The organism is Virgibacillus siamensis (assembly GCF_039522605.1).
Classification (GTDB): Bacteria; Bacillota; Bacilli; order Bacillales; family Amphibacillaceae; genus Lentibacillus; species Lentibacillus siamensis.
The window spans coordinates 218,719-245,512 of the sequence record NZ_BAAADS010000001.1 but is presented as its reverse complement, the minus strand read 5'-3'; the positions used below and the strand labels follow the sequence as shown (position 1 = coordinate 245,512).

Here is a 26,794-nt window from a genome sequence, read left to right as displayed (position 1 = left end):
TATCATCCGATTCGGCATATATCCATTCGAATTTTTACAACAATACTTTCATAGACAGATTTGCATCATCATTCTACAATAGAAATAAGTCGAAAAATGCAGGTGGTTGGGATGCAGACAACATTTGGAAAAATTAAAGAAGCTTCATATTTGACGGCAGATAAAGCCTGGTGCTACCGGGCAATTTTGCGTTATTTTTATATACAGCATGAACGGATGCGAGAATTTTTGTTTCCGGAAGAGATTTTTGCGTATTTGAAGGAGCAGGGAGGATTTGAGGAATACGATGAGGACCAGCTTCAGCAGGATTTGTCACAACTTGTCCTGTGGAAAAACCTGATTGCACGGCAGGAAGTAAGCCGGGCCAGTACGATTGAAGAGTTTAAGAAAAAGCGGTTCCGTTATCAGTGTACACCTTATACCGTTGAATTTGAGCGGATGCTGCATGAGATGGAAAAAGGCGGTGAGGTGTTTGGCGGATCACTTGAGCGAAAAGAATTTGAACGGCTCTATGGGGCATTGACCAAGGTCGAGGAAGTAATCCAAACCGATCCGCTTCCGCCGGCGGATGAGTGTTCGCAGCTATGGAATGATGTGTTTACCTATTTCCGTTCCATATCCAAAAATACTGCCGACTATATCGCGCACATTAACAGTGAGCAGGCAGAAGAACGGATGCAGACGGAAGCATTCCTTGTATTCAAGGACCAATTCACAACATATTTGCGGGATTTTATTATTGGCTTGCAGCATACAGCATCCAAAATTCAGCAGCTGTTGGAATCCGTGACGATTGAATCACTTCAACCTCTGATTGAGCAAGTGATTGCTCATCAGCAACAGGTACCGCGTTTTGAAGATATTGGTCTTGACGAACGTGAGCTGTTTAATGAACAGTGGGGAAAATGGACAAGCTTGCAGGCGTGGTTTATCGGCACCCAACATGGTGAAAGCGAATTGGATTCCCTGGAGCAAAAAACAAGTGAACAAATTCGCCGGATTACTCGGGTTGTACAGCGGCTTGGGGAGCGCCATCATTATTTCCGGAGCAGAAAAAAAGACTATTTACATTTGGCGAAGTGGTTCGATTCGCTGGACAATACGGAAGAAGCGCATGAACTGTCATCGGTCGTGTTTGGAATTTTTCATACGAGACATATACTTAGTGACCATGTGCCAACGGATGATATTTATATGGATGTTTGGGAAGAAAAACCGATGGAGCATGAAACGAAACCACGGATCCGCCAATACAGGGAAAAAACAAAACCGGGTGCTATTATCAGTCAGAACAAACAGAAAGCGGCAGCACGTGATGAGCACCTACGCAATAAACAACTGGAACAAAGAACATTGGAAAATTATATGCACGGCAACAAGATAGTTTTGCAAGAATTGCCTGTGATAGAGCCGTATGTCCGTAAGATGTTTCTCGGCTGGATCGGGAAGGCGATGGCGCGGAAGGATCAGACCTTTAAAACAGAATACGGGCGAACCGTCAAAGTTGTTTTGGATAAAGAAAAGCGGGTGACACTTACGGCGGAAGATGGATTAATGGAGATGCCCGCGGTGACGTTTCAGTTTTTGGATGGGGTGAATAATTAAATGGAAACGAATCAATTTGATGAAAAAGCAATCAATGCGCTTAGCGTGCTTTTAGAAAATTTCTGGATTCTTCGTGCCGATAATCCGGCATTGTATCAAATGGTCCGGGAGCGGGAAAAGGTGCTGAAGCGGTATGTTGATGAAAAGATGGGATTTGATTTAATTGTCCACCAGCATTTTATTAAACTTGAAAAAATCCCTGTAGACGCCAAAAACTGGATGGGGATTCAAACGTTTCAGGAACCGCGGGACTACGCAATTTTCTGCTGTGCGCTTGCCTTTACGGAAAATCGCTCGGTTGATGAGCAATTTTTGCTGTCGGATATTTGTGAGGATATTAAGGACTTGTATCCCGGAGAACTGCCGCTAGATTGGACAAACTACAGCCACCGAAAATCACTGGTCCGGGTTATCAGACAACTGGAAAATCTGTCACTGCTGAAGGTGGTTGAAGGAGAAATTGACCGCTTTGCCACCGACAGCGAGCAGGAAGTATTGTATGAAACGACGATTTATGCACGTTACTTCATGCGGTCCTATCCGAAAGATCTATTTTCCTATGAAACGAAAGATGAGATTCTGGCTGGGGAATGGGAACGGCATGAAGCGGATGAGCGGCGTAAACGGGTGTATCGTAAATTAATCATGTCTCCGGTCGTTCACCGCGAGCATGAGGATGACCCTGACTTTGCCTACATTCGTAATTTTCGCAACCGGCTTCGGGAGGATCTGGAGGAACATACCAATTTCCGCCTTGAAGTGTTTAAAAATGCAGCAATGCTTGTCGCTGATGAACGAAAGCAGGGGATGACATTGTTCCCTGACCAGAAAGGGATCACAGATGTCGCTATGCATGCGGCTGCATATGTCAGAAGTCAGGAATCATATCAGTCAGATGAAATGGGCAGAATCCGGTTGTCACGAATTGGCCTCGAGGAATTGGTCGATCATGTAAAAGAATGCTATGGTGCCGGTTGGAGCAAGCGGTATCGCGAGGCAACAACGAAAACCATTACAGATGAACTGACGGAAATGCTTAAAGATTGGGAAATGCTTGAACGTGACTCGCTTACAAATGGTTATATGTTGAAGCCGCTTTTCGGCCGCACGACTGGCAGCTATCCGCACGATTTCAATGGTAAGGAGGATGTGGCAATTGAACAAAAACAATAAATGGAAAATGAACCGAACAGGGCTGTTGAACTTTTGGTATTACGACGATGAAATTTTTGATTTTGCTGATGGAAAGCTTTTGCTCCGCGGCAGCAATGGATCAGGGAAATCAGTCACCATGCAGAGTATTCTGCCCGTTCTCCTTGACGGTAAAAAATCACCCGACCGCCTTGACCCATTTGGATCAAGGGCCCGTAAAATGGAGGATTATCTGCTTGGAGAGAAAGATATTGTCGAACGTGATGAACGGACCGGATACCTGTTCCTGGAGTATAAACGGGAAGATACCAATCAATATGTAACGACTGGGATTGGACTGCAGGCACGGCGCAATAAAAACATGAACTTTTGGGGATTCGTCATAACCGATAATCGGCGTATCGGAATCGATTTTCCTCTGTATGAGACTGAAACCAATGGCGGGGAGATGCAACGTATACCACTTTCACGTGTGCAATTGGAGAACCGGATTGGCGACGGCGGGAAAGTCGTGCGGACACAGGGCGAATATATGGATCTTGTCAACAAGCATATTTTTGGATTCAAGGACAAGGAAGCCTATGATGATCTGATTAAGCTGCTTATTCAACTGCGCAGCCCGAAACTGTCCAAGGAATTTCGCCCGACAGCTATTTATGAGATTTTAGAAGCAGCGTTACCTCCATTGACCGATAATGATTTACGCCATTTGTCTGATACAATCGAACACATGGATCAGACCAAACAGCAAATTGAACAACTTGAACGGGAACAGCAGGCATTAAATAAATTGTTGAAACGGTATGATGCCTATAATGCATATAAACTGGCTGATAAAGCAAAAAACTACATCGATGCAAGGAACAAATACCAGAAAGTAGATCAATCACTGGTGGAAAAAGAGGGACAGGCGGAGGTGCTGCGCCAGGAAATCAACCAATTGACTGAACGGCAGCACGGACTTACGCAGGAACTTGGTGTATTGGAGCAGAAAAGAACGCGTTTGCAAAGTCATCAGGTCTGGAATCTGGAAAAGGAAAAGAATGAAGAAACTCAGGCGCTGACGGATATAAGGGATGAATTTGCGCGGAAGGAAAATGCCCTGACGACGAAAAAGCGTCAGGAATTTAAAATGACTGAATCCAGCGATCAACTTGATGCCGAATTGCATGAATTGGATGAGGCGGTCACTGACCAGCTAAGTGAACTTGCAGAAGACGCGGCCGATGCTTCATTTGCACAACATGACATGAACGAGAATGATTTTAACCGCAACCGAACAACCGGCTATGACTTTACGGTTTGGAAAAAAGAAGCGGAACATCACTTCCAGAAGCTTGAATCCATTACCGACAAGCTAAGTGAATACGAGCGGATGAAATCGGATATCACGTCACTTGATAAAGAAATTGCTGATACAAAACTTGAAGTCGACCAGCTGAAACAGGAGGAAAATGACTGGCAGCAAATTTTCGAAAAAGATAAGCAAGAAAAGCTGGCAGAAATACATGCCTGGGCAGAAGAACATGATTTTTTGCAGGTTGATCTTGATCTGACACAGCAGACGTCCCGTGATATGTACCGAATATATGAACAGGTCAGCTATGAGGCGGTCAGGTCTCCATATGCAGAACTTATTAACGATTATCAAATGGAAAAAAAGGAGACCATTGCCGGCAAAAACAGTGACGTTAAACAATTGGATGCCGCAATTCATGAAAAAGAAACGATACTTGACGAATTGAAAACAAGAAAAGATCCGGAACCGCCAAACCAGCGGGAGGAAACACGTGCGGCCCGGGCAGCATTAAAAGCAGATGGACATCATTTTGTACCGCTGTACGAGGCAGTTGAGTTTCAGGACCATGTACCGGAGAGTGTTCAGAAGCATATCGAAGCAGCACTTATTGATGCGGGGCTCCTCGATGCGTTGGTGACGGATTCGCAAACACCTTTGGAACATGACCGTATCATTCGGGCACAGCCTAATATGATGGCTCATACCCTTGCCGACTATCTGACACCGGATGATTCACAAAGCGTGTCCGCTGTAAAAATCGACGAAGTACTGCGCAGCATTCTTGTTGACGGGGAAACAGATGGTGATGCAGCCGTCGTTCATTCGAATGGGACGTATCGGGTCGGCTTAATGCAGGGTCATGCTGTGCCGGTAGAACAGGTTCGGTTCATTGGAAAGGCGGCAAGAGAGCGGTTCAGACAGGAGCAGATAGCTGCCATTACCTCGGAGATTGAAGATCTGAAGCGTGAAAAGAAACAAGTGCTGCATGAGATTGGCACACTGCAAACAGAAATTCAGGCAGCAAAGGATGCACTGAATGTTTTTCCAAACGATGCTGATTTGCAGGAAGGTTATTCTCAAATCAAAGCGAAGCGGTTGGAAATCAATCAGTTCGAAAAAACACTGCACAACCTTGATGAAAAGTTGAACGGTTTGTACCGCAAATTTCGGGAAGCGAAAGCCATACTGGATAAGGAAAGCCGAAATTTGGATGTGGAATTTTCTTATGATGCTTACCGGGAAGCAAAAGGAATCATGCGTACCTATGAAAAAGGGTTGCACACTCTGATTACGTACCATACAACCTATTGCCATACGGATGACAGGCTTCAGCAGACAAAATCGCGGCTTTCGGAGTTAGTGGAAGAAGCGGATGAACTGCAAGGTGAACTCAACGTGCTGACAGATAAAAAGCAGCAAAAACAGCAGAACATTGCAGAAATTGACCAACAACTGGAGCTGGAAGGAGTCTCGGATATCCGGGAACAGATTCAGAATGTCCAACAGGAACTCATGACAACCGAGAATGCTCTGGATCAGACGAAAACAGATTTACCGCATAAAGAAGCCGAGTTGAATATGGTGAAGCAGGAAACAGATTCTCTTGAACAGAAAGTCCGTTTTTGGCAAGGTATGACCGATGCATGGGAGGAATCTTTTGTACAGGAAAAACAGCTTGACTTTGTTGAATTGCCGGATGATACCGGGGACGGAGCCCCTTCTGCTGAAAAAATAGCTGCTTCATTCAAGGACGTATTGCAAGGTAAAGATGCGTCCGTTCTGGAAGGACAGTTGACCAATGCCTTTTACGAGCAGCTGCCGAACTTAATGGAATACCGTATGAAAGAATCAGATACGCTGGCATCAGTGCATGACTGGATGCAGGAAGAATGGACAGAGGATCAGCGGATTCAGATTGACAATTGGCGGCAAAAAACGAATCGGCGCCTGATACAGTTGGATTTCCAGGGTAAACTGGTCAGTCCATATTATATCCGGCAGAAAATCGAAAGTGACCGGATTCAGCAGCAGACGATGCTTGATACCCAGGACCGGCAGTTATACGAAGAAATTTTGTTTGATTCAGTCGGAAAAAAACTGCGCAGCCGGATCAGCCGGGCGCAATCCTGGACTGAACAAATGAACAAACTGATGGTAAACAGTGATTCTTCGTCCGGACTGACGTTCTCAATCAAATGGCGTCCGCGAACCGCTGAAACGGAAGCGGAGCTTGATACGAAGGAATTAGTGGCTTTGCTTCGGCGAGATGCCCGTTTGCTGAAGGAAGATGACAGGGACAAGATTATTGAACATTTCCGTTCTAAAATTGACCGTGCCAAAGAACTGGTAGATGTACAGGGAGATGGAAATACACTGCTTCAGGTATTGAAACATGTTCTGGATTACCGTAACTGGTTTTCATTTGTTCTGTCGTATAAGCGGACAGGTGAATCTGTTCGTGAATTGACTAATCATGCTTTCTATAAATTCAGCGGCGGAGAAAAAGCGATGGCGATGTATATCCCGCTGTTTACTGCATGCTATTCACGGTATTTGGAAGCCGATGCGACAGCTCCGTATATTATTTCGCTGGACGAGGCGTTTGCCGGAGTCGATGAAAATAATATCAGGGAAATGTTTGAAATTGTTGAGGAACTTGGCTTTGACTACATGATGAATTCCCAGGTGCTCTGGGGTGACTATGATACGATATCATCCCTTGCAGTTTATGATCTCGTCCGTCCAAAAAATGCTAGCTTTGTAACGGTTATCCGTTATTATTGGGATGGAAAAACACGCCATCTATTAACAGACCAAATGGAGAAAAAGGAACCATTATCGGCGGTTGACCGATAGAAGGAGAATATTGATGGAAAAACAATTGCAGGAGGCAGCAGCATTTTTTAAAAATGAGCCGGCCTATCAAAAGCTGTTTCATGGATTTAGAAAAAAATATGAGTCACTTGGCCGGATAGGAGGCACTGTACCGACAAAAAAATTTACGGATGCCGAATTGGAAGTGATTGCAGCGTTCTTCGGCTCAGCTCCGGGACAGATGAGAAAACGTAATTCGATCTCCATTACTGCTTTTAAAAACCAGCTGGCGCAAACCCGATTCGGTGATGTGAATATGAAGGATTTACTTGATGTTTATTTCGGACAAACCATTATTTCACGTAAAGAACAGCATGTGGTGAAGGAAGCAAGAGTTAATGAGTTGTTCAAGGTCCTGCAGGAACGGTATCCTGTGCTCACATTTTGGTTTACGTTTCTTCATGGGGAAAGTACGGAGGGACGCTGGGTCCGCGTGCTGGCGGAAAAGGAGCCTGCGAAATTGGCGGCCATGATGGAAAACCTTGCTGCTGCCTTCACTAATTTGCCCGATGAACCGGAGCGGCTGCCGATGTTCAGCCAGCGCATAACCGGAGATCCGCACGCATTTGATTTGCATACGGACCTTGGCAGGCTGTTATTGTCTGTGATGGCGATCAATCAGGATATGTCTGTTCCATCAACTACCGAGACAACAAATGAATTGCTGCAGCACTTTCATATTTACCGGGATGACTTACTTAACTTTGTAACATGTTCCGGATTGACTGCTGTGAAGAATGGCGCTCCGCATCCTGTCTGGAAGGCTGCTGTCGAAGAGAATACAGTACAGATTGTGCCATTAAGGGAGCTGACATCGCTGGAGCGGGTCCATCCTGCCAACGGAGTTGATGTTTGGGCGGTAGAGAATTCCGGAGTCTGTGCTGCCTTGCTTGATCATCAGCCTGATGCTCCAATCATCTGTACCAATGGCCAGTTCACCCTTGCAGCATTACTATTGCTCGATCGGCTGACTGCTACAGGCTCAATTGTTCATTATGCAGGTGATTTTGACCCGGAAGGACTTGGGATGGTACAGCGATTGCTTAAGCGGTATCCACAAGGCCAGATTCAACCCTGGCATATGAATCAAGCTGGTTATGTGGAAAGTAATCCGGTTAAAGAGCTGTCAGCGGAGCGGCTGGAAAAATTGAAACGGATTACACATCCGGAATTGATTGAAGTTGCCCGGAAAATGCAGGAAGTTGGCAAAGCGGGATACCAGGAGGCGTTGGTGGAGCGGATGATACGGGATATGTAGTGATAGATGGATAATATCCTTGGTACGATTTAACACCAGGTCCTAAGTATGCTACATTATACAAAGAAGTTATAATTAATTACTCGGAGGTACATATATGAACGCATTGTTGCAAAATAAAAATATTGTTGTTATGGGTGTGGCAAATAACCGGAGTATTGCCTGGGGAATAACAAAATCACTTCAAAATGCTGGAGCCAACCTGATTTTTACGTATCGGCAGGAGCGGTCCAAGAAGAAGCTGGAAAAACTGCTTGCCGACAATGAAATGGATGCTAAGCTGATTGTTCCCTGTGATGTGGAGGATGACGAAAGTATTCAAGGTGCATTTCAGGAAATTGGTGAGAAAATCGGGACTATTCATGGCCTGGTCCATTCCGTTGCATTTGCCAATCGTGATGAACTGGTTGGTGAATATGCGAATACATCCCGTGATGGTTATCTGATGGCACAAAACATCAGCGCATATTCGCTTGTGGCTGTTACCCGTGAAGCGAAGAAGCTGATGAATGAAGGCGGCGGAATTGTAACACAAACCTATCTTGGTGCTGAACGTGTTGTACCAAATTACAATGTAATGGGGGTAGCAAAGGCTGCACTTGAGGCGAGTGTTCGATATCTGGCAGAAGATGTTGGCAAATATGGTATTCGTGTGAATGCTGTATCAGCAGGGCCAATCCGTACATTGTCAGCAAAAGGTGTTTCCGGTTTTAATGAAAAAATGTCAGTAATTGAAGAAAAGGCTCCGCTTCGCCGGCAAATTGACCAGGATCAGGTAGGAGATGCTACCGCATTTTTGCTGAGTGAAATGGCACGCGGTGTTACCGGTGAAGTACTTCATGTTGATTCCGGCTTCCATATAGTCGCAGGTTCGTAAAAATAGTGGGCATTCTGTTCAGGATGCCCGCATTTTTTGTTCCCGCAGCCATCCAAGTTGTCAAAAATCCATACATATTCATTACGAATCGGAGAACATTGCTGCATATACTAGAGTATACAAGCACACAATAAAGCTCCTTCTATTTATACTATCGATTAAAATTACCTTCAAACGGCACATTCAGTAGAAGAATTTACAGCAACAACACTCCTGATGGCACCACAAAAAAATGCATTCCTATGCAGAAACCAAACATTTGTTCGTATTATTACCGAATTTTATGCTATACTATGTAGTAGATAATGTTCCTTTTGGGATTGGTCGGCTAACCCGATTTACAAGGGGGTGAGGCTATTGAATTTTTTTGAAGCTATAATGATGCTTCTGGCGTCTGGTACGCTGCTGATTGCCTTGCTGAGGCTTATTGTCGAAATGAACAATAAAAAATAGACCTCCCTATTAACCCCTGAAGTGTTGGTGGGAGAGGCCTATTCTGTGATAGCTGATTCCCTGGGGAACCGCTTATCTGTAGACCACAGTTACAGCTGTGGTCTTTTATTATATGCTTAATTGTACCTATAGTATACCATAATCTGAAATGATGGAAAGAATAAAACGGTTTAAAGCACATTTTCTTTTAAAAAACAATTTATTTTTGTACAAAAATAGGAATATTTCCCTATAAACGTCATAAAAAATTCACAATTTACTGTTTTGCTGTCAAAAATCAAGGAGATTGCTGTTCTAGGGTTTTAAATTGACAAATTAAGACGTGATTCGACATGATTATGCATGTTTCCTCCTGTTGCAATGATGTTTTCGACATGCCCTGATAGATAACTCCAATTTATTTCATAGTGTATAATAAAGAGGAAAAGGCGCCATTTTCAAAATACTTTACAGAAAGCAGGGGGGACCTTGGGGGAGGACAAATTACGAGGCAATTCCTTTATGGATATTGTCCAACAGATTTCCAATCGTATTGAATGGATGATTCAGGATGTACAGGTTAATGAAATACGTAATGAGCTGCTTCGGGAGAGTTTGTATACATTGTGGAAGGTATACCGAACGTATGATGCAACTTTGGAGGGTTTTGACAGATATGCATTATCTGAGGTTAGCAAGGTTCTGAATCAGACTTCGAACAGGCTATACAGAAATGCATGGATAACGCATTTGTCAGGCGGAACATTTGATTTAGCACTACGTGGATCGGATCAATCCAAACTGATTCTTGATGCATTGACGGTCAACCGTTGGAAATGGTTTCATTGTAATATTTTGTGGGGGATGAAGCAGAAAACAGATTTGCAGGATTCGGTTGACCTTCAAGAAAAACCGGAAAATGTAAACAAGGAGGAAAAGGCCTTTCCGGATGAACAATTAGAAGCATGATTTCATATGTACCAAAATATATGGAGAGCAAGGAGTGACAGAAATACTGTCGCTCCTTTTATGTGAAAAAATTTCAGATCACACCTGACTCATGTGATTTTCTCAAAAGAATAAATCGTATTAATTAAATACCAATGACAACTTATGCTATATTAGATTGAGTTACTTTCGAGAGGATAATTGTTTCATGACGAATCAGAATCAAACGAAATCATATTATGTAATACTAGTTCTCGGAATCATTTTGGTCGCATTTAATTTGAGACCGGCGATTACATCGGTTGGTCCGTTAATTGGAATTATTCGTGATGATATCGGTCTTTCCAACTGGAGTGCAGGCATTCTCACAAGCCTTCCATTAATTGCATTTGCTGTGATGTCACCCATCGCACCTAAAATAAGTAACCGGTTTTCGAACGAGCGGACCCTGCTATGTGGACTTCTTCTATTATTAGTTGGTATTTCGATTCGTTCGATTTCGCTGGTTATTCTGCTGTTTTTGGGAACATTGTTTGTCGGATTGGGTATTGCTATTTTAAATGTTCTGTTACCTGGGGTTATTAAGGAAAAGTTCCCGGCAAAAGTTGCATTAATGACAAGTGTATATTCCACCGCAATGGGGATATTTGCGGCAACAGCATCTGGATTAAGTATCCCTTTTGCCCGCGGACTGGATTGGGGCTGGCAGCCGGCATTAATAATCTGGACAATTCCGGCAGTGCTGGCAATTGTGCTGTGGATTTATTTGTCCAAATCAACCGGGAAGCAGCGTGACGTGGAAATGAAATACGTTCCTGTCAGTGACAATCAAATGTGGAAATCCCCGCTTGCGTGGCAGGTAGCATGTTTTATGGGATTTCAATCGTTTTTGTTTTACGTGACCATTTCATGGCTGCCGGAAATTTTGCATGCTTATGGTGTCAGTATGGCTACTGCCGGTTGGATGCTGTCTTTTACACAGTTTATTGGACTGCCGGCTAGTTTTCTCGTTCCGGTTATTGCAGGTAAATTCAAGTCGCAGCGGGGAATTGTGCTGACAATGGCTGCTTTCGGGATAACCGGATATGGTGGTCTGCTTCTCGGTGAATCGTATACCGTGATGGTTATCAGTACCATTTTTATCGGGCTCACACTTAGTGGAAGCTTTGCCCTTGCCCTCGCTTTTCTCGGCATGCGGGCGCGTACAGCACGGAATGCAGCCGAATTATCCGGAATGGCACAGTCATTCGGGTATTGCCTTGCCGCAGTTGGTCCGATGCTGATTGGGCTGTTATACGATGTAACACTTTCCTGGAATCTGCCGTTGATAACGCTGATTTGTATAACGGTTCTCGTAATGCTCTTCGGCATGGGTGCTGGCCGAAACAAATACGTTCTTGACTAAATTGGTTATGGGTGTGAATTCATATGCAGCATAAGACATACACGATGCACGACTTATATTTTTGGCGGATTACCGTCAGTCTGGCTTTGGCATCTTTTTTTGTGTTTGCCAGCATGTATGCCGTTCAGCCGCTTTTGCCAGTTTTTGTAAAAAAATTCGATGTTACGGTATCTGGATCCAGTCTGGCACTCTCGCTTACCATTATCGGACTGATCATTGGTCTGGTTGTGCTTGGCTTTTTATCAGATCGTAATGGACGCACAGTGTTTATCAAACTTTCACTGGTCGGGTCAGTCATTCCGTTTTTCCTTATTCCGCTTTCGGATTCTTTCTTCCTGTTATTGGTATTGCGGTTTGTGCAGGGGTTTGCATTGGCAGGTCTTCCTGCAGCATCACTTGCCTACTTGAGTGAGGAAATCGACCGGCGAAGTGTTCAGGTGGCAACTGCACTCTATATTTCCAGCAACGCACTCGGTGGCATGATAGGCAGGGTGCTGACGGGGTATTTAACCGATCATTATTCATGGGAATTATCTTTTTATGTGCTGGCTGTAATTGGTGCGGTAATTCTGGTGGCAGTACTTTTTATGCTTCCAAAATCACAGTTTTTTGAACCGAGTGAATTGACGTTTTCACGGGACATTAAATCATTTATGTTTCATTTGAAAAACCCAGTACTTCTGTTGATATTTGGTCTTGGCGTAGTTCTTCAGTTTTCTTTTACCGGCATCTGGACGTATCTGCCCTTTTATTTGGAAGGTCCGCCATTTTCGCTTTCGCTGGTGACAATATCGAACATGTTTTTGGCATATGGTTTAGGGGTAGTCGGATCGCCTGTTGCCGGGTGGCTTGCTTCCAGAATCGGCTTGCGAAAAGTACGGATTGCCGGGATTGTTGTTTTATCATGCGGGATTTTAATGACACTCAGCGGGGTTTTATGGCTATTGATTATCGGGCTGTGTGTAGCGTGTTTGGGCTTTTTTACTGCACACTCCCTGACAGCGGCATCGGTCAGTGATCAGGTATCACATCATAAAGGGAGTGCCTCAAGCTTGTACCTTGTTTCGTATTATGTGGGTGTTTCACTGGGAAGTACGGCAATGGGACCGGCATGGAGTCTGTTTGGGTGGACTGGGCTTGTATTGCTTGCGGCGATTTTGCCCGTTATCTTTATTTTTATTGTGCAACAACAGAGAAAAGCCTTAACAGATTAGGCTTTATTACCGAAAGAATTTCAACCGTAAACTGGTTTAAACGCAGAAACCCGAACACTTGATAAAGTGCCCGGGTTTTTTCTTCGTTGCATAGGAAACTATAAAATTTAATACTTGTGGATGATTTTTATATTAATGAAAAGCCACGTCCGGCTCCAGCGCCCAGCAACTAGCAAACTTCACACTTCCTCACTACGATAAAGAAGACTTGCCGATTGGTGAAACCAGAGGCTTAGTCGCACTTATACCCTTGCGGTGAAAGTCAACATCGGTTCGCTTTCAGCTCACCGTGTTTCCTTTATCTCATTGCGGAGTGCTCCAGTTTGTACGTTGCTAAACGGGCGCTTACGCCTTTGTTTCTATTTTTTAAGCATTTTTGGTACCTCGGTCAAATCTAATCCCCAAACGATGGGAAGAAGGAAATAGACGGCAACCGAAACCAGTATAATACCAATTATGTTCAGGGCAAAACCTGCTTTGGCCATATCGGGAATCCGCAAATAGCCTGAGCCGAAAACGACCGCATTTGGCGGGGTGGCAACCGGCAGCATGAAAGCACATGATGCTGCAACCCCGGCGGCAATCATGACGGCAAACGGGTGAACGCCAAGTGCTGCGGCCAGCGAGGCCATAATGGGATACATCATTGAAGCTGTTGCTGTATTGGACGTAATTTCGGTCAGGAAAATAACCAGTGCTGAAACAGCAAGCAGAATAATAAAGATATTGATGCCTTCCAGTACACTGAGCTGCTGCCCCATCCATTCGGAAAGACCGGAATCCTTAAAGCCTGCAGCAATGGCTAAACCACCGCCAAACAGCAATAGAATACCCCATGGAAGTTTGACCGCTGTATCCCAATCTAAGAGATGATCTCCCTGCTTGTTTTTTGCTGGAATCGCAAACAAAATAATGGAGGCGGTCATGGCAATAATCGCATCGTTGATATTAGGATTGACGTATTCAACTAAAATAAATGATCGGGTAATCCAGGCAAGTGCTGCCGCGACAAAAATGACAAAAACTGTCTTTTCTTCAAAAGAGGGTCTGCCTAGTTTTTCTTTCTCAGATTGGATAACTTCCCGTCCGCCGGGCAGTTGCTTCAATTTCATCGGATGAGCAATTTTCACAAGATAAAACCAAGCAATGAATATGAACACCCAGGCAATCGGTACACCAAACATCATCCACTTTGCAAATGAAAGTTCGATTCCGTAGATGTTGCTGATGGCACCTGCCAGAACGGTATTTGGCGGTGTCCCGATCAGGGTCGCAATCCCGCCGAGTGAGGCAGAGTAAGCAATGCTGAGCATCAGTGCTTTGCCAAATCCGAAATTTTCCTTCGATGTATCAATCGAATCATCGTCTTTCAGCGCCTCAGAAACTTGATAAATAATTGCCAAACCGATTGGTACCATCATCATGGCTGTTGCGGTATTGGAAATCCACATGGATAAAAATCCGGTTGCGACCATAAACCCAAGAATAATCCGTTCTGTATTGGTGCCGATAATCGAAATGATGGTCAGCGCGATCCGCTTGTGCAGATTCCACTTTTCCATGGCAAGGGCAATCATAAAGCCGCCCATGAATAAAAAGATTGTATCATCACCATAGGATGATGTGGTAGCGCCTATATCCAAACCACCTGTGAGCGGAAAGAGGATAATCGGCAGCAATGACGTAACTGGAATTGGCAATGCTTCTGTTATCCACCAGACAGCAATCCAGATTGTACTGGCTAAAATTGCCTGGGCAGAATCGCTGAGTCCTTCAGGCTGAAAAAAAAGTAAAGTAAGTATGAAAAGTGCCGGACCCAAGAAGAGTCCTGTCAGTTGTGCCGGTTTATATGACCGGTTATTGCCACCGCCGTTGTTATTGGCAGAGTTGCTTGCTTCATTATTTGCAGCTGAACTGATTTTTGATTCATTTGGTTTAACAAAAAAGCGGATCAGATCTTTTGCCTGGTCATGTTTATCCCATAGCCAGTCCCATGTGGCTGCTATCATTTTAAATACCTCCCTGTTTTTGAAAAAATGATGAAAGCAAATTCTGCATGCGCTTTCTTATTTTATCATAATATAGTATGCTATCATTTTGGTAACAAAAATTCCAGTTGAACTTTGGAAGGCTCCAATGCTGATGAAATATTGATGGATGGTGCTCGGTTGCAGGTATTAAGGCTTCGCAAAATAAATCACCTTGATCGTTGTGCAGCAGACAAACAAGGCTATCTCTTTATCAAATATTACGGGAGTTCCCGGAGACATGACAATTCACTGAGAAAAGTGGGGGAGAATTTCGATGAATTTGACCAATCCAAAGGTAAAAGTACCTGCTACAGGGTGGGAGAAGCTGTTCAATTTCCTGTCCTTTGCTGTTATCATCACAACGATTGTATATACGATTACCCAGTATGACAGTTTGCCGGATCGAATTCCCACACACTTTAATGCCCAAGGGGAAGCGGACGGATGGGGCAGCAGAACTACCATTTTTATTTTGCCGACAATCACGGCACTATCCTTCATCCTGCTCTATTTCCTGACGAAAGCTCCGCATATTTTTAATCTTCCTGTTAAGATAACGGATGAGAATGCCCCACGAATCTATTCGCTGGCAAGAACGATGATGGCCGTTTTTAATTTTGAAATTGTCCTTATCCTCTCGTATGCAACGTGGTCCACCATTCAGGCAGCGCATGGGGGCACAACAATAGGTGTGGTTTTCATATTGTTTACTGTTTTCGTTCCGTTAATCACAATGATTTTATTTATCGTTAAAATGAACAGAACAGACTAATTGATTAGGTACCCGAAATATACTAAAATGAGCTGAATGAGTGAGAATAAACGAAATGATGAGAATGCCCAACGGATTTATCAGCTGTGGGAATTTCTGCCGATTATTTTGCTGGCTGGCGGTTTGCAGGATAAAGGAATAGAGAAGACGAGGAGCGTATAAATGGATAAAATAAAATTAATAGCACTTGATATGGATGGAACTTTATTAACCAGTAACGATGAAATTTCGGATTTCACACGCGACGTGATAAAAAATGCACTGGAGACGAATGTCCATGTAGTACTGAGTACCGGGCGCTGGTTGCAAACATGTCTTCCGTTTGCAAAACAACTTGAATTGCCGTCATACCTGATTACTGCAAATGGCGGCGAAATCTGGACGGTAAATGAGGAATTGCTCGAACAACATTTGCTTGATCCCAAAATGGTACAGCTGATGTATGAACTTGGGGAGCAGAAGAACGTTAACAGCTGGATGATTTCTACTGAGAAAGTGTGGCGCGGAGAAAGACCTGAAAATTTTTATGATTATGAATGGCTGAAATATGGCTGCGACTCGCTCGACACAGTGAAACTTGACCATATTATAAAAGAACTTTCGTATTATGATGAATTGGAATTGACCAACTCATTGCCTACCAATATTGAGGTGAATCCAAAAGGGGTCAATAAGGCGAGTGCATTGAAGAAAGTTTGTGAGAAACTCGATATTACGATGAATAATGTGTTGGCGATTGGTGACAGCTTGAATGACATTAAAATGATCCAGCAGGCAGGACTGGGTGTTGCGATGGGAAATGCCCAGGAAGCAATCCGGAACGTGGCTGATTATGTGACCGATACAAATGACCGGGACGGGGTTGCCAAAGCAATCCAAAAGTTCACACTGGATCGGGACTGATAATGTATAAAATTGCCTTTCTTTGTCTACTATGAACGAATAAATGGTGTTTCCTTTCTTTGTGTTCAGGAAAGGAGTATAATGAAAACAGTACCATGAAAGGGGTTGCTGTTATGTCATTTTCCCGCGGGCCAAAAGAGCCAGTGAAGGAAGTTGAAACCAATGTATGGTCTTGTACAAGTGAAGACTGTTCAGGTTGGATGCGAGAGTCATACAGTTTTGAGGAAGAACCAGTATGCCCGCTCTGTAAATCTTCAATGCAACAGGAAGTGCGCGTACTTCCCGAATTGAAGTAATTAATGGTATAGAAGGAAGCTGAAGCAAAACAGGTAATTTTTTTATATTATAACGCGGAGATGTCTAATCGGCATCTTTTTATTATTATATCCTATTGGTATTGGCGCTGGAACCGGCGCCTTTTCCTATAGGATGAACTTCAGCTTCCGAAAAAACCGTCCTCCATTTTATGAAGCACTGTTTTTTGATGAAATTCGACAGGTGTCTGCAGTGACACTTGTCGAATTTTTTTAAAATCAAATTGTTATCATAATATTAAATAAACTGCTATAATTTAAAATAGATTATCAAACTAGATTTCTTCATCAGATTATTTGTAAGCGATTGCAGATTAAATAGAGGAGGAATGGTTGAATGAGGTATGCAAATCCCAATACAGAAGGGTCTAAGGTGTCGTTTCAGGAACGATATGACAATTTTATTGGCGGCGAATATCGTCCGCCGGCAAATGGTAAGTATTTTGAAAATGTAAGTCCGGTGACAGGGAAAGTTTTTTGTGAATTGGCTAGGTCGACAAAGGAAGATGTGGAAGCAGCAGTCGAAGCGGGACATGCTGCAAAGGAAGCATGGGGAAAAACTTCCGTTGCAGAACGAGCAAACATTTTAAATAAGATTGCGGACCGCATGGAGGAGAACCTGGAAACACTTGCTGTCGCTGAAACGTGGGATAATGGAAAAGCGGTCCGGGAATGTTTGAATGCGGATATTCCGCTTGCGGTTGATCATTTTCGCTACTTCGCCGGAGCAATCCGTGCGCAGGAAGGCGGTGTCAGTCAGATTGACAATGATACGGTAGCCTATCATTTTCATGAGCCGCTCGGGGTTGTCGGGCAAATTATACCATGGAACTTTCCAATTTTGATGGCAACATGGAAACTGGCACCGGCGCTTGCCACCGGTAACTGTGTCGTGTTGAAGCCGGCCGAACAGACACCGGCATCCATTCACGTTTTACTTGATCTGATTAAAGACCTATTGCCAAAAGGTGTGCTGAACATTGTTAACGGGTTTGGTGTTGAAGCCGGGAAACCACTGGCATCAAACAGTGGTATTTCCAAAATTGCCTTTACAGGTGAAACGACAACGGGCCGGTTGATTATGCAGTACGCATCAGAAAACATCATACCAGTAACATTGGAGCTTGGCGGTAAATCGCCGAATATTTTCTTCCCGGATGTCATGGACCAGGATGATGGATTTCTGGATAAAACGATTGAGGGTTTGGTTATGTTTGCGCTTAATCAGGGAGAAGTATGTACCTGTCCTTCCAGAGCGCTGGTTCATGAATCCATCTATGATAAGTTCATGGAGCGGGCCATCGAACGGGTGAACCAGATTAAAATCGGTCATCCGCTTGATACTGAGACCATGATGGGTGCGCAGGCATCGATGGAACAGATGGAAAAAATCAAATCATACCTGGATATCGGGAAGCAGGAAGGTGCTGAAGTACTTGCCGGCGGTAACGTAAATAAGCTTGATGGCGAGATGGCCGATGGTTACTATATTGAACCAACCATTTTTAAAGGTGACAACAAAATGCGTGTCTTCCAGGAAGAAATTTTTGGCCCGGTATTGTCGGTTACAACGTTCAAGGATGATGATGAAGCAATGGAAATTGCCAATGATACGTTATACGGACTTGGCGCAGGTGTGTGGACCCGGAACATTAATACCGCATATCGGTTCGGCCGTGGTATTGAAGCGGGACGTGTTTGGACAAACTGTTACCATCAATACCCTGCACACGCTGCATTCGGCGGCTACAAAAAGTCTGGAATCGGCCGCGAGAATCACCTCATGATGCTTGATCATTATCAACAGACGAAAAACCTGCTGATCAGCTACAGTGAAGATGTTGCCGGATTCTTTTAATACCGGAATTTGACTACGCAGCGCTGCATATACTGTAAAAAAACAAATAGAAAGGGTGTGAATAATGGTTGAACGTGTTACAGCGACAGATGAAGCACTAGGGTTAATCGACACGTTAATTGAAACACACGGACCGCTCATGTTCCATCAGTCAGGCGGTTGCTGTGACGGCAGCTCACCAATGTGTTATCCGCGAGGTGAATTTCGTGTTGGCGAATCAGATGTGCTTCTGGGAGAAATCGGCGAAACACCTTTCTATATGTCCAAAGATCAATACGAATACTGGAAACATACCCAGCTGATCATTGATGCAGTTGATGGGCGTGGCGGGATGTTTTCGCTGGAAGGACCCGAGGGCAAACGGTTCCTGACCAGATCCAGGGTGTTTACCGAGAAAGAACGTGCGGAATTAGTATAGAAAAACGAAAGCCATGCAGATGTGACAGTCTGCATGGCTTTTTTAGTGTTTGGAAAATGGTATTAGATGGTCATCAGTCTCGGGACGGAGAGAAAAAACATCAATTGACTGATGTATTATTCTGATAAGTCTTTATAATGAAAGCAAGAAAGAACGGAGGGAGTATGAAAAATGGAAGAGATTATTAAAATTGACACTATTGGTAAAAAGTATAAAAAACGAAAGTCCAGCGAAGAATTTGTCGCTGTAAAAGGTGTCTCATTTGGCGTTGGAAAAGGGGAGATTGTCGGCCTGCTCGGACCAAACGGAGCAGGGAAGACGACAACGATTAAAATGATTTGCGGGCTCCTTGTCCCGGATGAAGGGTCAGTTACAATTAATGGATTTGACAGCATCAAAGACCGTAATAAGGCACTACGGCATATCAGTGCCGTACTGGAAGGAAACCGGAATCTCTACTGGCGCATGACAGTCCTGGAGAATCTTCAGTATTTTGCCGGTAACCGGGGTATTCCCAAAAAGGAAATCAAGACGCGCGTTGAAGAACTGCTGACACTTTTCCAGCTGCAATCCAAAAAGTATGAACTGGTTAATAATTTATCCCGTGGCATGCAGCAAAAGCTGGCAATATGTGTAGCAATGCTTGCCGATACAGATGTGATTTTGCTGGATGAACCAACATTGGGACTTGATGTGGAAACCGGTTATGAAGTCAGAGGATTACTGCGGAAAATTGCGAGTGATCAGGGAAAAACAATTATTATCAGTACCCACGACATGCCGGTTGTACAGGATTTATGCGAACGCACGGTCATTATTAATGCGGGACGGGTGATTGCCGACGAGCGTGTCGATCAATTGCTCCGGCTGTTTGAGACGAGCGCATATCAGGTTCATTTAAAAGATGATCTGACCGATGAGCAGCTGGAATTGCTAAGTATGCAGTTTCCAATACATACGCTTGATGGAGCGAAATTGGAAGTGAGTTTTGAGCAGGAATCCGAAATATACAGTCTGATGGATATTTTGAGTAAGAATAAAACGTCCATTGAATCGATTAATCGCACGGAAATTAATTTTGAGCAGGTGTTTATGAAACTTGTCAAAGAGGAGGTCGCATCATGACAACTTTTTGGAACGTATTACGTGTCAATACGATGCTGGAATATATTGAACTGAAGCGATATAAAGCCAACACCATCAGTTTGCTGCTGACATTTTATATTATTTTTGTGGGGATGATGTTCGGGATTCAGGTGATTGGGGATCCCGCCCAGGCAAGTACGAATACACAATATATTATTGTAAACTATATTTTTTGGTATCTGGGCATGATGACACTGCAGTCAATCGGCTGGACGATTTCGGATGAAGCAATGAAAGGAACGCTGGAACAATTATTCATGTCGCCTGTCAAACCGTGGAAAATCTTATTGGCAAGACTGTTTGGATCGGTCTTTAACCATTTTGTTCTTGTTATTTTTCTATTGTTCTTATCGATGGCAACTGCAGGTGAATGGTTGAACCTGAACCCATTGGCTATTTTGCCGATTCTTGTGTTGACGCTTGCCAGCATGATCGGAACAAGTTTTGTAGTGGCAGGGATGGCACTTATTTTTAAACAAATCAACGCCTTTTTGCAAATCCTGCAATTTATCGTAGCCGGTTTGACATTTATGCCATTATCCGTTGCACCATACCTGGTTGTTGCACCATTTGTGAAAGGAGTCGATATGACACGGATGGTTATGATTAAAGGCTACACGTTGGCGGACTTTACCATCGGCGATTACGCCTGGTTAGTCGGAAATGCCATCGTCTACGGTATTATCGGTGTAGCAGTTTACATTGCCTGTGAAAGGCACGCAATGAAAAAGGGGTTGCTGGGCCAATATTAATACAAGTTGAGAAAATCGCTGCCGGGTGGGTGGCGGTTTTTGAGTACTTTCAGATCATTTAAAGAAATCGTATAAAAAAGCACAATTATCTCCCATCCCGAATATACATAATTGGGCAGCAAGTATACTTATAGAAGGAAGTGTATGCTATGTCTACACGGTATTATGTAACGGGAAACACTGCAAAGGGATTGGTTAACTTTCTGGACACAAACGTTGATGGAATTGAAAATGTCTTTTTGCTGAAACATTCATCCCCGTTATTTAAATCCAAAATTATTTATAGCTTATTGGAACATTATCAAAAAGACAACGTAGAATTGCTTTTAAGTCGTCTTGGTAATGAATATCTGGACGGAATTATTAATCGCGAAAAGTCACTGGCTGTACTTGATGCAAGTGTTGCAGACGCCGGTACAGTAGTAGAACTGGATAAACAATATCCATCAGTTCAGAACACAGGTGAAGCGGACATTGCCCTTGTACAAAACGCATATAACTGTTTCCAGAATGGTTTACGATTTCATGATGAGTTGGAAGGAATCTATATCGAGCAAATGGATTTTGAGCATGCCAACGAATACGCATATGAATATATTGATAATTTATTAAAGGGTGTAACAAAACATAGTACGAAAGGACATATGTATCACAGGCTTTTTGGTACCAATACCCCTGATGGCGTTGTTAATGAGGTGCCGCATTTGATTGAAGACATAAAAAATGTTGACTATATTAAAGGCCGTGCCGGAACAGGAAAGTCAACATTCATGAAAAAAATTGCTAAAACATGTGTGGATTATGGTTTTGACACGGAGGTTTATCACTGCAGTTTTGATCCCAATAGCCTAGACATGGTCTTAGTTCGTGAATTGGATTTTTGCATTTTTGACAGTACGGACCCGCATGAATTTCTTCCAAAACGTCAAGGCGAGCGGGTAGTAGATTTATATAAGGAGTTTGTTGCTCCAGGTACCGATGAAAAGTTCGCGTCAGAAATAGACAAATGGAATACTCGGTACAAAGCCTGTATGAAAGAAGGAGTTCAGTATTTAAAAAAATCCGGTGAATTACTTAAACAGGCGGAAAAAAATAAGTTTAACCAAGAAGACATTTATGGTGCTACTGAATATGTGCTTCAGAAATACATCCGCTAATCTTTCAAGGTTGGCGGATTTTTTATTTTCCAAAATTTTCACTTGTTTTTTTATTCGGTATATAGTAAAATTAATTAACTGAAAATTACGAGTATATTATATCTGGGAGGTGGAAATGTGGTTACTGTAAAGATGTTAAAACCCTATTATATAAAAGCTGATAATGATTTTATTCGCGTAATTTTAGCCTATCAGTATTTTTCCGTCCTGATTGATGAGCAAGTCTATCAATTTGTCCCGACGGAAGCAAAGGAGATAAGGATAAATCGCAGAACGCAAAAAGTCGAAAATATGGGGGTAAGATTTGCTTTTCAAAAGGGTAAAGACATTGCTTACCTGACTATGTCTGAGTTAATTTCCCTTCCGGATTTTCTGCTGCAGCTGGATACGATTGCACAGCCGTATTATTTTCAAGAAAAAACTAATCAAAAAAATGAAACCGCCATCATTATTCGGGAGCTTGAGCAACTGAACTTGCGCCGTCTTATCGATAAATCACTTGATGAACGCGATGCAGATACATTTCATTCGTTAACCAAAATGCTTTAAAAAAGAGGATGGGATTTATGGGTCCCATCCTCTTTATATTATTTAGGTTGTTTCTGCTGTTTCTGTTGTTTCTGCTGCAACTTTTGAAGCTGTTCTATTGAAATGGTCTTCGCGTTTTTCTTGATCTTTTGCGGAATGGTAATTGCCTCATCAACTTTTCCGGTAATTTCCATGGTCATATCCTGATCAATGGTCATCTTGATATCGTTCATCGGCATTTCCATTTTCATTTGCTGCTTCATTTTTTGCTGTTCAAAAGTTTCCTGATCAATGTAAAATGTTTGTTTTAGATGTTTGATCTTGATGTTATTTAAAGACTTTGCAATCCCCAGTTGTTTCAGTGAACTCATAGAATCTTTAACTTGTTTCAACCCTTGTTCTAATACTTTTTGGGAAGCATCTTCATTTAAATCCATTGTAATTACATACATGTCATCCTGTTTTTTCATTTTAACGAATTTATCGGATTTATCGTTATTGGAAAGTTGATCCAGAATGTTCTTAAATTGTTTCAGTGTTTTTGAAGGATCTTTGCTTTGGCTTTGTTTTTGCAGTTGTTCCAGATTCATTCCTTTGATTCCTATCCAGCTTTGTTGTGGTGTTTTTGTGTACAAAGTACCATCAACGTAATAATTCTCCACCGGGATAGTTTGTCCGTTTGCCTTGGTTTGGCCACTCATATACATGGACATCGGATCCATTTGCATTTTTGTATCCATGTTCATTTGTGTTTTTATGGATTGCGTCTGATCACCTTTTGCCGCAGTGATATCCTGGTTTACATCCATTGAATATTTCATTCCCGGCCAGTTCTGCATTTCGTTAGCAGATTTCTCTATAATCTGCAAAGCTGTTAGTTCCTTCTCTTTTTTTGGCTTTTCATCGCCGGCACCACTTCCGCTTCCACTACTGTTTCCCGATTGACCACAAGCTGCCAGAAACATCAAGAAAACAATTAATGAAGATAACAATACTTTTTTCATCTTTGCTCTCCTCCCAGGTGAATGTTGTTAAATTCCAATAATATAATGTACGGTCCAATGACCAAATAGTTTCAAATTTGAAGCAATCTTTTTTGTTTCCTTAGTCAAAAAGAATAGAATGAAATGGAGGGATAAAATAATGGAGGGGATATAAGTGGAGGCACGTTTGAATTACTATTCTATTGCACCTGAAGCAATGCAGCTGATGGTCGGTTTCGAAAAGTATATGAAGTCGACAAACCTGGACCAGACACTGCTGGAGTTGGTTAAGACACGCGCATCACAAATTAACGGCTGCGCATTTTGTTTGGACATGCATACAAAAGATGCTCGGGCAAACGGTGAAACCGAGCAGCGGTTGTACGGATTGAATGCATGGCGAGAAACGGATTATTATACCGCCAGGGAACGTTCGGCATTGGAACTGACGGAAGTTATTACTGAAATTGCCACGCAAGATGTTTCGGATGATTTATATGATAATGTACGTGAATTTTTCGATGAAAAGGATTTTGTTGATCTTGTCTACGCGATTAACACCATAAACAGCTGGAATCGCCTGGCAATCACGATGCGGGCGGTTCCCGGGAAATATCAGCCGAAAAAGTGACCAACAAAGAAGAACCTCTGTTTACTGTTGCAGGGGTTCTTGTTTGTTAAAAAAGTTTTAAATTGGAACTGCGTTTGTGGTATTCTAGTGGCTGATAATGTTATGCAATAATATTGTCGTTTTATGGGAGTATAAAAGTGAAGGGACATGCTTCACGACCAACATGAAAATTCAAAAGGTAGGTGTTTAGAGTGTCAAAAGAAGACTCGAGTACTGGGTTTAAGCCGTATATCCCGGCATCCAAGAACCCGCCTGAGTTTACAATTGTTTCGATGATTGTTGGTGCGATTCTTGCCATCATATTCGGCGCTGCCAATGCTTATTTGGGGCTAATTGTAGGTATGACAGTTTCCGCATCGATTCCAGCGGCTGTTATTTCAATGGCTGTATTGCGAATCATTATGAAGCGGACATCCATTCTTGAGAACAACATCGTACAGACCATTACATCGACTGGTGAGTCTCTTGCAGCGGGTGTTATTTTTACGTTGCCTGCATTGTTTATCTGGCAGCTTGAACCAAGTCTCACAACAATCGCTATCATAGCTTTAGCTGGTGGTATTTTAGGGGTTGTCCTGATGATCCCGCTCCGGCGTGCGTTAATTGTTCAGGAACATGAAACACTGCCATATCCGGAAGGTACTGCTTGTGCTGAAGTTTTACATGCTGGAGAAGAAGGCGGCAAAGGGGCCAAGCTGGTGTTTGGCGGGCTAGGAATCGGTGCAGCATTCAAATTTTTAACTGATGCTGTAAAAGCATTTCCATCCTCAGTCGAATGGGAAATTTATAAATTTAAAAACGCCGCAATCGGTATGGATGTTATGCCTGCGCTGCTTGCCGTCGGATATATCATTGGTCCGCGTATTGCCGGAATTATGTTCGCCGGTGGTGTGCTTGGCTGGTTGGGAATTATTCCGCTGATAAGTTATATCGGTGAATTTGCCACGACGCCAATTTATCCGGGGGAAGTTCCGATAGGTGAAATGGGCTTTCATGATATTTGGAATAACTATCTGCGTTATATCGGTGCCGGCGCTGTTGCATTTGGAGGTATTGTGGGATTGCTGAAGACGCTTCCTACCATTATTTCCTCATTCAGCGGTTCCATAAGAGGATTTTCTTCTGCCGGTGAGACGGGTGACCTGCGAACCGACAAGGATATTCCCTATACGTTAATTGTGGTGTTAACTGTTGTGTTCATGGGTATTCTTATGTTTTATCCAACCATAAATTTGGGGATTATTGGTGCTCTCCTGCTGTTCATTTTTGGTTTCTTTTTTGTTACTGTGTCATCCAGGATTGTTGGTATTGTCGGCAGTTCATCCAACCCTGTTTCCGGAATGACAATCGGAGCGCTTATTTTTATTTCATTAGTTCTTGCTGCAATAGGACATACGGGTGAAGCCGGAATGATAACTGCTATCACGATAGGGTCCGTAGTCTGTATCGCAGCTGCAATAGCTGGTGATACATCCCAGGATCTGAAAACAGGTTATATCGTTGGAGCGACACCAAAATGGCAGCAGATTGCTCAGCTTTATGGTGTGTTAATTACAAGTATTGTCATCGGATTCATTCTGATTTTACTTGATAATGCATACGGATTCGGGTCTTCGGAATTACCCGCGCCACAGGCAGTTCTTATGTCAATGGTAGTTGAAGGTATCATGGAGGGAAATCTTCCATGGAATCTGATTTTCATTGGTGCCGCTGCTGCTGCAACCGTTGAATTGTTTGGAATAGGTTCACTTCCTTTTGCAGTAGGATTATATTTGCCGATTCATCTAACCTCTCCGATTATGGTTGGAGGTCTTGTGCATGGAATTATCAAACGAATTACTAAAAATAAAGAAGAATTTAAAGAGAAAAATGAGCGGGGAATACTGCTTGCATCCGGTTATATTGCTGGTGAAGCATTGATGGGTGTGTTTGTTGCAATTGCTGTAACGGCGGGAATTACCATGCCGTCAGAGACTTTCTTTGGGCCGATTGTGTCACTGATTGCCTTTGCACTGGTTACTTGGTATCTGTTCCGCACAGCGAATAAGAAAACAACGAAATAAGTTAATTTCCCGTGTTGTAAGTCATCCTTTTTGGGGTGACTTTTTTTATTGCCTAGGAAATTTATAAAATTTTGTAGATGTGGATAATGCACTTGCTCCTAATCAGCCACGTCCAGCTCCAGCGCCCAGCGACTAGCAAACTTCACACTTCCTCACTACGATAAAGAAGACTTG

Annotated in this window: 23 protein-coding genes; 21 read left to right on the top strand and 2 right to left on the bottom strand. The window is 43.1% G+C overall.

Features of this window, described 5'->3' with window-relative positions:
• Positions 1–111: 111 nt before the first annotated feature.
• From ABD010_RS01240 to ABD010_RS01200, 9 genes are all read left to right on the top strand, one after another.
• Entirely contained in the window at positions 112–1,605 is a 1,494-nt protein-coding gene (locus tag ABD010_RS01240) for a TIGR02677 family protein (protein ID WP_343809541.1), read from the top strand.
• Positions 1,606–2,778 (top strand): TIGR02678 family protein, encoded by a 1,173-nt coding sequence (locus ABD010_RS01235; protein WP_343809539.1) that lies wholly within the window; start codon positions 1,606–1,608, stop codon positions 2,776–2,778.
• Positions 2,762–6,913, top strand: a complete 4,152-nt coding sequence (locus ABD010_RS01230) for a TIGR02680 family protein (RefSeq protein WP_343809537.1) — start codon at positions 2,762–2,764, stop codon at positions 6,911–6,913. Before ABD010_RS01235 ends, ABD010_RS01230 begins: the two co-directional genes overlap by 17 nt.
• 13 nt (positions 6,914–6,926) lie before the next feature.
• Positions 6,927–8,189 (top strand): TIGR02679 family protein, encoded by a 1,263-nt coding sequence (locus ABD010_RS01225; RefSeq protein ID WP_343809535.1) that lies wholly within the window; start codon positions 6,927–6,929, stop codon positions 8,187–8,189.
• A gap of 97 nt (positions 8,190–8,286) precedes the next feature.
• Positions 8,287–9,066, top strand: a complete 780-nt coding sequence (gene fabI / locus ABD010_RS01220; protein WP_343809533.1) for an enoyl-ACP reductase FabI — start codon at positions 8,287–8,289, stop codon at positions 9,064–9,066.
• Positions 9,067–9,423: 357 nt separating this feature from the next.
• Positions 9,424–9,519: a putative holin-like toxin gene (locus tag ABD010_RS01215; protein ID WP_343809531.1), complete on the top strand. Its 96-nt coding sequence runs from the start codon at positions 9,424–9,426 to the stop codon at positions 9,517–9,519.
• A 468-nt stretch (positions 9,520–9,987) separates the two neighbouring features.
• On the top strand, positions 9,988–10,467 hold the full coding sequence (locus ABD010_RS01210) for a hypothetical protein (protein ID WP_343809529.1): 480 nt from the start codon (positions 9,988–9,990) through the stop codon (positions 10,465–10,467).
• A gap of 187 nt (positions 10,468–10,654) precedes the next feature.
• Complete coding sequence (locus ABD010_RS01205) at positions 10,655–11,851, top strand: CynX/NimT family MFS transporter (RefSeq protein ID WP_343809527.1); 1,197 nt, start codon at positions 10,655–10,657, stop codon at positions 11,849–11,851.
• Positions 11,852–11,874: 23 nt separating this feature from the next.
• A complete protein-coding gene (locus ABD010_RS01200) occupies positions 11,875–13,065 on the top strand; it encodes an MFS transporter (protein ID WP_343809525.1) in 1,191 nt (396 codons plus the stop codon).
• Between the two features lie 359 nt (positions 13,066–13,424).
• Here the strand turns inward: ABD010_RS01200 and ABD010_RS01195 are convergent, their stop codons facing one another.
• Positions 13,425–15,074 (bottom strand): SLC13 family permease, encoded by a 1,650-nt coding sequence (locus tag ABD010_RS01195; protein WP_343809524.1) that lies wholly within the window; start codon positions 15,072–15,074, stop codon positions 13,425–13,427.
• 295 nt (positions 15,075–15,369) lie between these two features.
• Between ABD010_RS01195 and ABD010_RS01190 the strand changes: the two genes are divergently transcribed.
• The 10 genes from ABD010_RS01190 (at position 15,370) to ABD010_RS01145 (ending at position 22,964) form a co-directional block, all read left to right on the top strand.
• Positions 15,370–15,867, top strand: a complete 498-nt coding sequence (locus ABD010_RS01190; protein ID WP_343809522.1) for a DUF1648 domain-containing protein — start codon at positions 15,370–15,372, stop codon at positions 15,865–15,867.
• A 36-nt stretch (positions 15,868–15,903) separates the two neighbouring features.
• A complete protein-coding gene (locus tag ABD010_RS01185; RefSeq protein ID WP_343809520.1) occupies positions 15,904–16,029 on the top strand; it encodes a hypothetical protein in 126 nt (41 codons plus the stop codon).
• Entirely contained in the window at positions 16,030–16,770 is a 741-nt protein-coding gene (locus tag ABD010_RS01180) for a Cof-type HAD-IIB family hydrolase (protein WP_343809518.1), read from the top strand.
• 113 nt (positions 16,771–16,883) lie between these two features.
• Positions 16,884–17,066, top strand: coding sequence for a cold-shock protein (locus ABD010_RS01175; protein ID WP_343809516.1), 183 nt, complete (start codon positions 16,884–16,886; stop codon positions 17,064–17,066).
• Positions 17,067–17,421: 355 nt separating this feature from the next.
• A complete protein-coding gene (gene adh / locus ABD010_RS01170; RefSeq protein ID WP_343809514.1) occupies positions 17,422–18,942 on the top strand; it encodes an aldehyde dehydrogenase in 1,521 nt (506 codons plus the stop codon).
• A 64-nt stretch (positions 18,943–19,006) separates the two neighbouring features.
• Complete coding sequence (locus ABD010_RS01165) at positions 19,007–19,360, top strand: DUF779 domain-containing protein (RefSeq protein ID WP_343809512.1); 354 nt, start codon at positions 19,007–19,009, stop codon at positions 19,358–19,360.
• 171 nt (positions 19,361–19,531) lie between these two features.
• Entirely contained in the window at positions 19,532–20,485 is a 954-nt protein-coding gene (locus ABD010_RS01160) for an ABC transporter ATP-binding protein (RefSeq protein ID WP_343809510.1), read from the top strand.
• A complete protein-coding gene (locus tag ABD010_RS01155) occupies positions 20,482–21,258 on the top strand; it encodes an ABC transporter permease (protein WP_343809508.1) in 777 nt (258 codons plus the stop codon). The genes ABD010_RS01160 and ABD010_RS01155 overlap by 4 nt, the downstream gene beginning before the upstream one ends.
• A gap of 149 nt (positions 21,259–21,407) precedes the next feature.
• Positions 21,408–22,415 (top strand): hypothetical protein, encoded by a 1,008-nt coding sequence (locus ABD010_RS01150; protein WP_343809506.1) that lies wholly within the window; start codon positions 21,408–21,410, stop codon positions 22,413–22,415.
• 117 nt (positions 22,416–22,532) lie between these two features.
• Positions 22,533–22,964 (top strand): IDEAL domain-containing protein, encoded by a 432-nt coding sequence (locus ABD010_RS01145; protein ID WP_343809504.1) that lies wholly within the window; start codon positions 22,533–22,535, stop codon positions 22,962–22,964.
• 38 nt (positions 22,965–23,002) lie between these two features.
• Here ABD010_RS01145 and ABD010_RS01140 read toward each other — a convergent pair whose 3' ends face one another.
• Positions 23,003–23,947, bottom strand: a complete 945-nt coding sequence (locus ABD010_RS01140) for a DUF6612 family protein (protein ID WP_343809502.1) — start codon at positions 23,945–23,947, stop codon at positions 23,003–23,005.
• A gap of 196 nt (positions 23,948–24,143) precedes the next feature.
• Here ABD010_RS01140 and ABD010_RS01135 point away from each other — a divergent pair, with 196 nt between their 5' ends.
• Complete coding sequence (locus tag ABD010_RS01135; protein ID WP_390350890.1) at positions 24,144–24,557, top strand: carboxymuconolactone decarboxylase family protein; 414 nt, start codon at positions 24,144–24,146, stop codon at positions 24,555–24,557.
• A 191-nt stretch (positions 24,558–24,748) separates the two neighbouring features.
• Positions 24,749–26,620 carry an OPT family oligopeptide transporter gene (locus ABD010_RS01130; protein ID WP_343809498.1) on the top strand — a complete coding sequence of 624 codons (1,872 nt, stop codon included), beginning with the start codon at positions 24,749–24,751 and terminating at the stop codon, positions 26,618–26,620.
• Positions 26,621–26,794 lie beyond the last annotated feature (174 nt).

Coding starts and splice junctions, on each gene's coding strand:
- ABD010_RS01150 (WP_343809506.1), top strand. CDS start 21,408: ATGTCTACACGGTATTATGTAACGGGAAACACTGCAAAGGGATTGGTT.
- ABD010_RS01200 (WP_343809525.1), top strand. CDS start 11,875: ATGCAGCATAAGACATACACGATGCACGACTTATATTTTTGGCGGATT.
- ABD010_RS01185 (WP_343809520.1), top strand. CDS start 15,904: ATGAGTGAGAATAAACGAAATGATGAGAATGCCCAACGGATTTATCAG.
- ABD010_RS01160 (WP_343809510.1), top strand. CDS start 19,532: ATGGAAGAGATTATTAAAATTGACACTATTGGTAAAAAGTATAAAAAA.
- ABD010_RS01135 (WP_390350890.1), top strand. CDS start 24,144: ATGCAGCTGATGGTCGGTTTCGAAAAGTATATGAAGTCGACAAACCTG.
- ABD010_RS01195 (WP_343809524.1), bottom strand. CDS start 15,074: ATGATAGCAGCCACATGGGACTGGCTATGGGATAAACATGACCAGGCA.
- ABD010_RS01140 (WP_343809502.1), bottom strand. CDS start 23,947: ATGAAAAAAGTATTGTTATCTTCATTAATTGTTTTCTTGATGTTTCTG.
- adh (WP_343809514.1), top strand. CDS start 17,422: ATGAGGTATGCAAATCCCAATACAGAAGGGTCTAAGGTGTCGTTTCAG.
- ABD010_RS01190 (WP_343809522.1), top strand. CDS start 15,370: ATGAATTTGACCAATCCAAAGGTAAAAGTACCTGCTACAGGGTGGGAG.
- ABD010_RS01240 (WP_343809541.1), top strand. CDS start 112: ATGCAGACAACATTTGGAAAAATTAAAGAAGCTTCATATTTGACGGCA.
- ABD010_RS01180 (WP_343809518.1), top strand. CDS start 16,030: ATGGATAAAATAAAATTAATAGCACTTGATATGGATGGAACTTTATTA.
- ABD010_RS01235 (WP_343809539.1), top strand. CDS start 1,606: ATGGAAACGAATCAATTTGATGAAAAAGCAATCAATGCGCTTAGCGTG.
- fabI (WP_343809533.1), top strand. CDS start 8,287: ATGAACGCATTGTTGCAAAATAAAAATATTGTTGTTATGGGTGTGGCA.
- ABD010_RS01225 (WP_343809535.1), top strand. CDS start 6,927: ATGGAAAAACAATTGCAGGAGGCAGCAGCATTTTTTAAAAATGAGCCG.
- ABD010_RS01165 (WP_343809512.1), top strand. CDS start 19,007: ATGGTTGAACGTGTTACAGCGACAGATGAAGCACTAGGGTTAATCGAC.
- ABD010_RS01175 (WP_343809516.1), top strand. CDS start 16,884: ATGTCATTTTCCCGCGGGCCAAAAGAGCCAGTGAAGGAAGTTGAAACC.
- ABD010_RS01155 (WP_343809508.1), top strand. CDS start 20,482: ATGACAACTTTTTGGAACGTATTACGTGTCAATACGATGCTGGAATAT.
- ABD010_RS01205 (WP_343809527.1), top strand. CDS start 10,655: ATGACGAATCAGAATCAAACGAAATCATATTATGTAATACTAGTTCTC.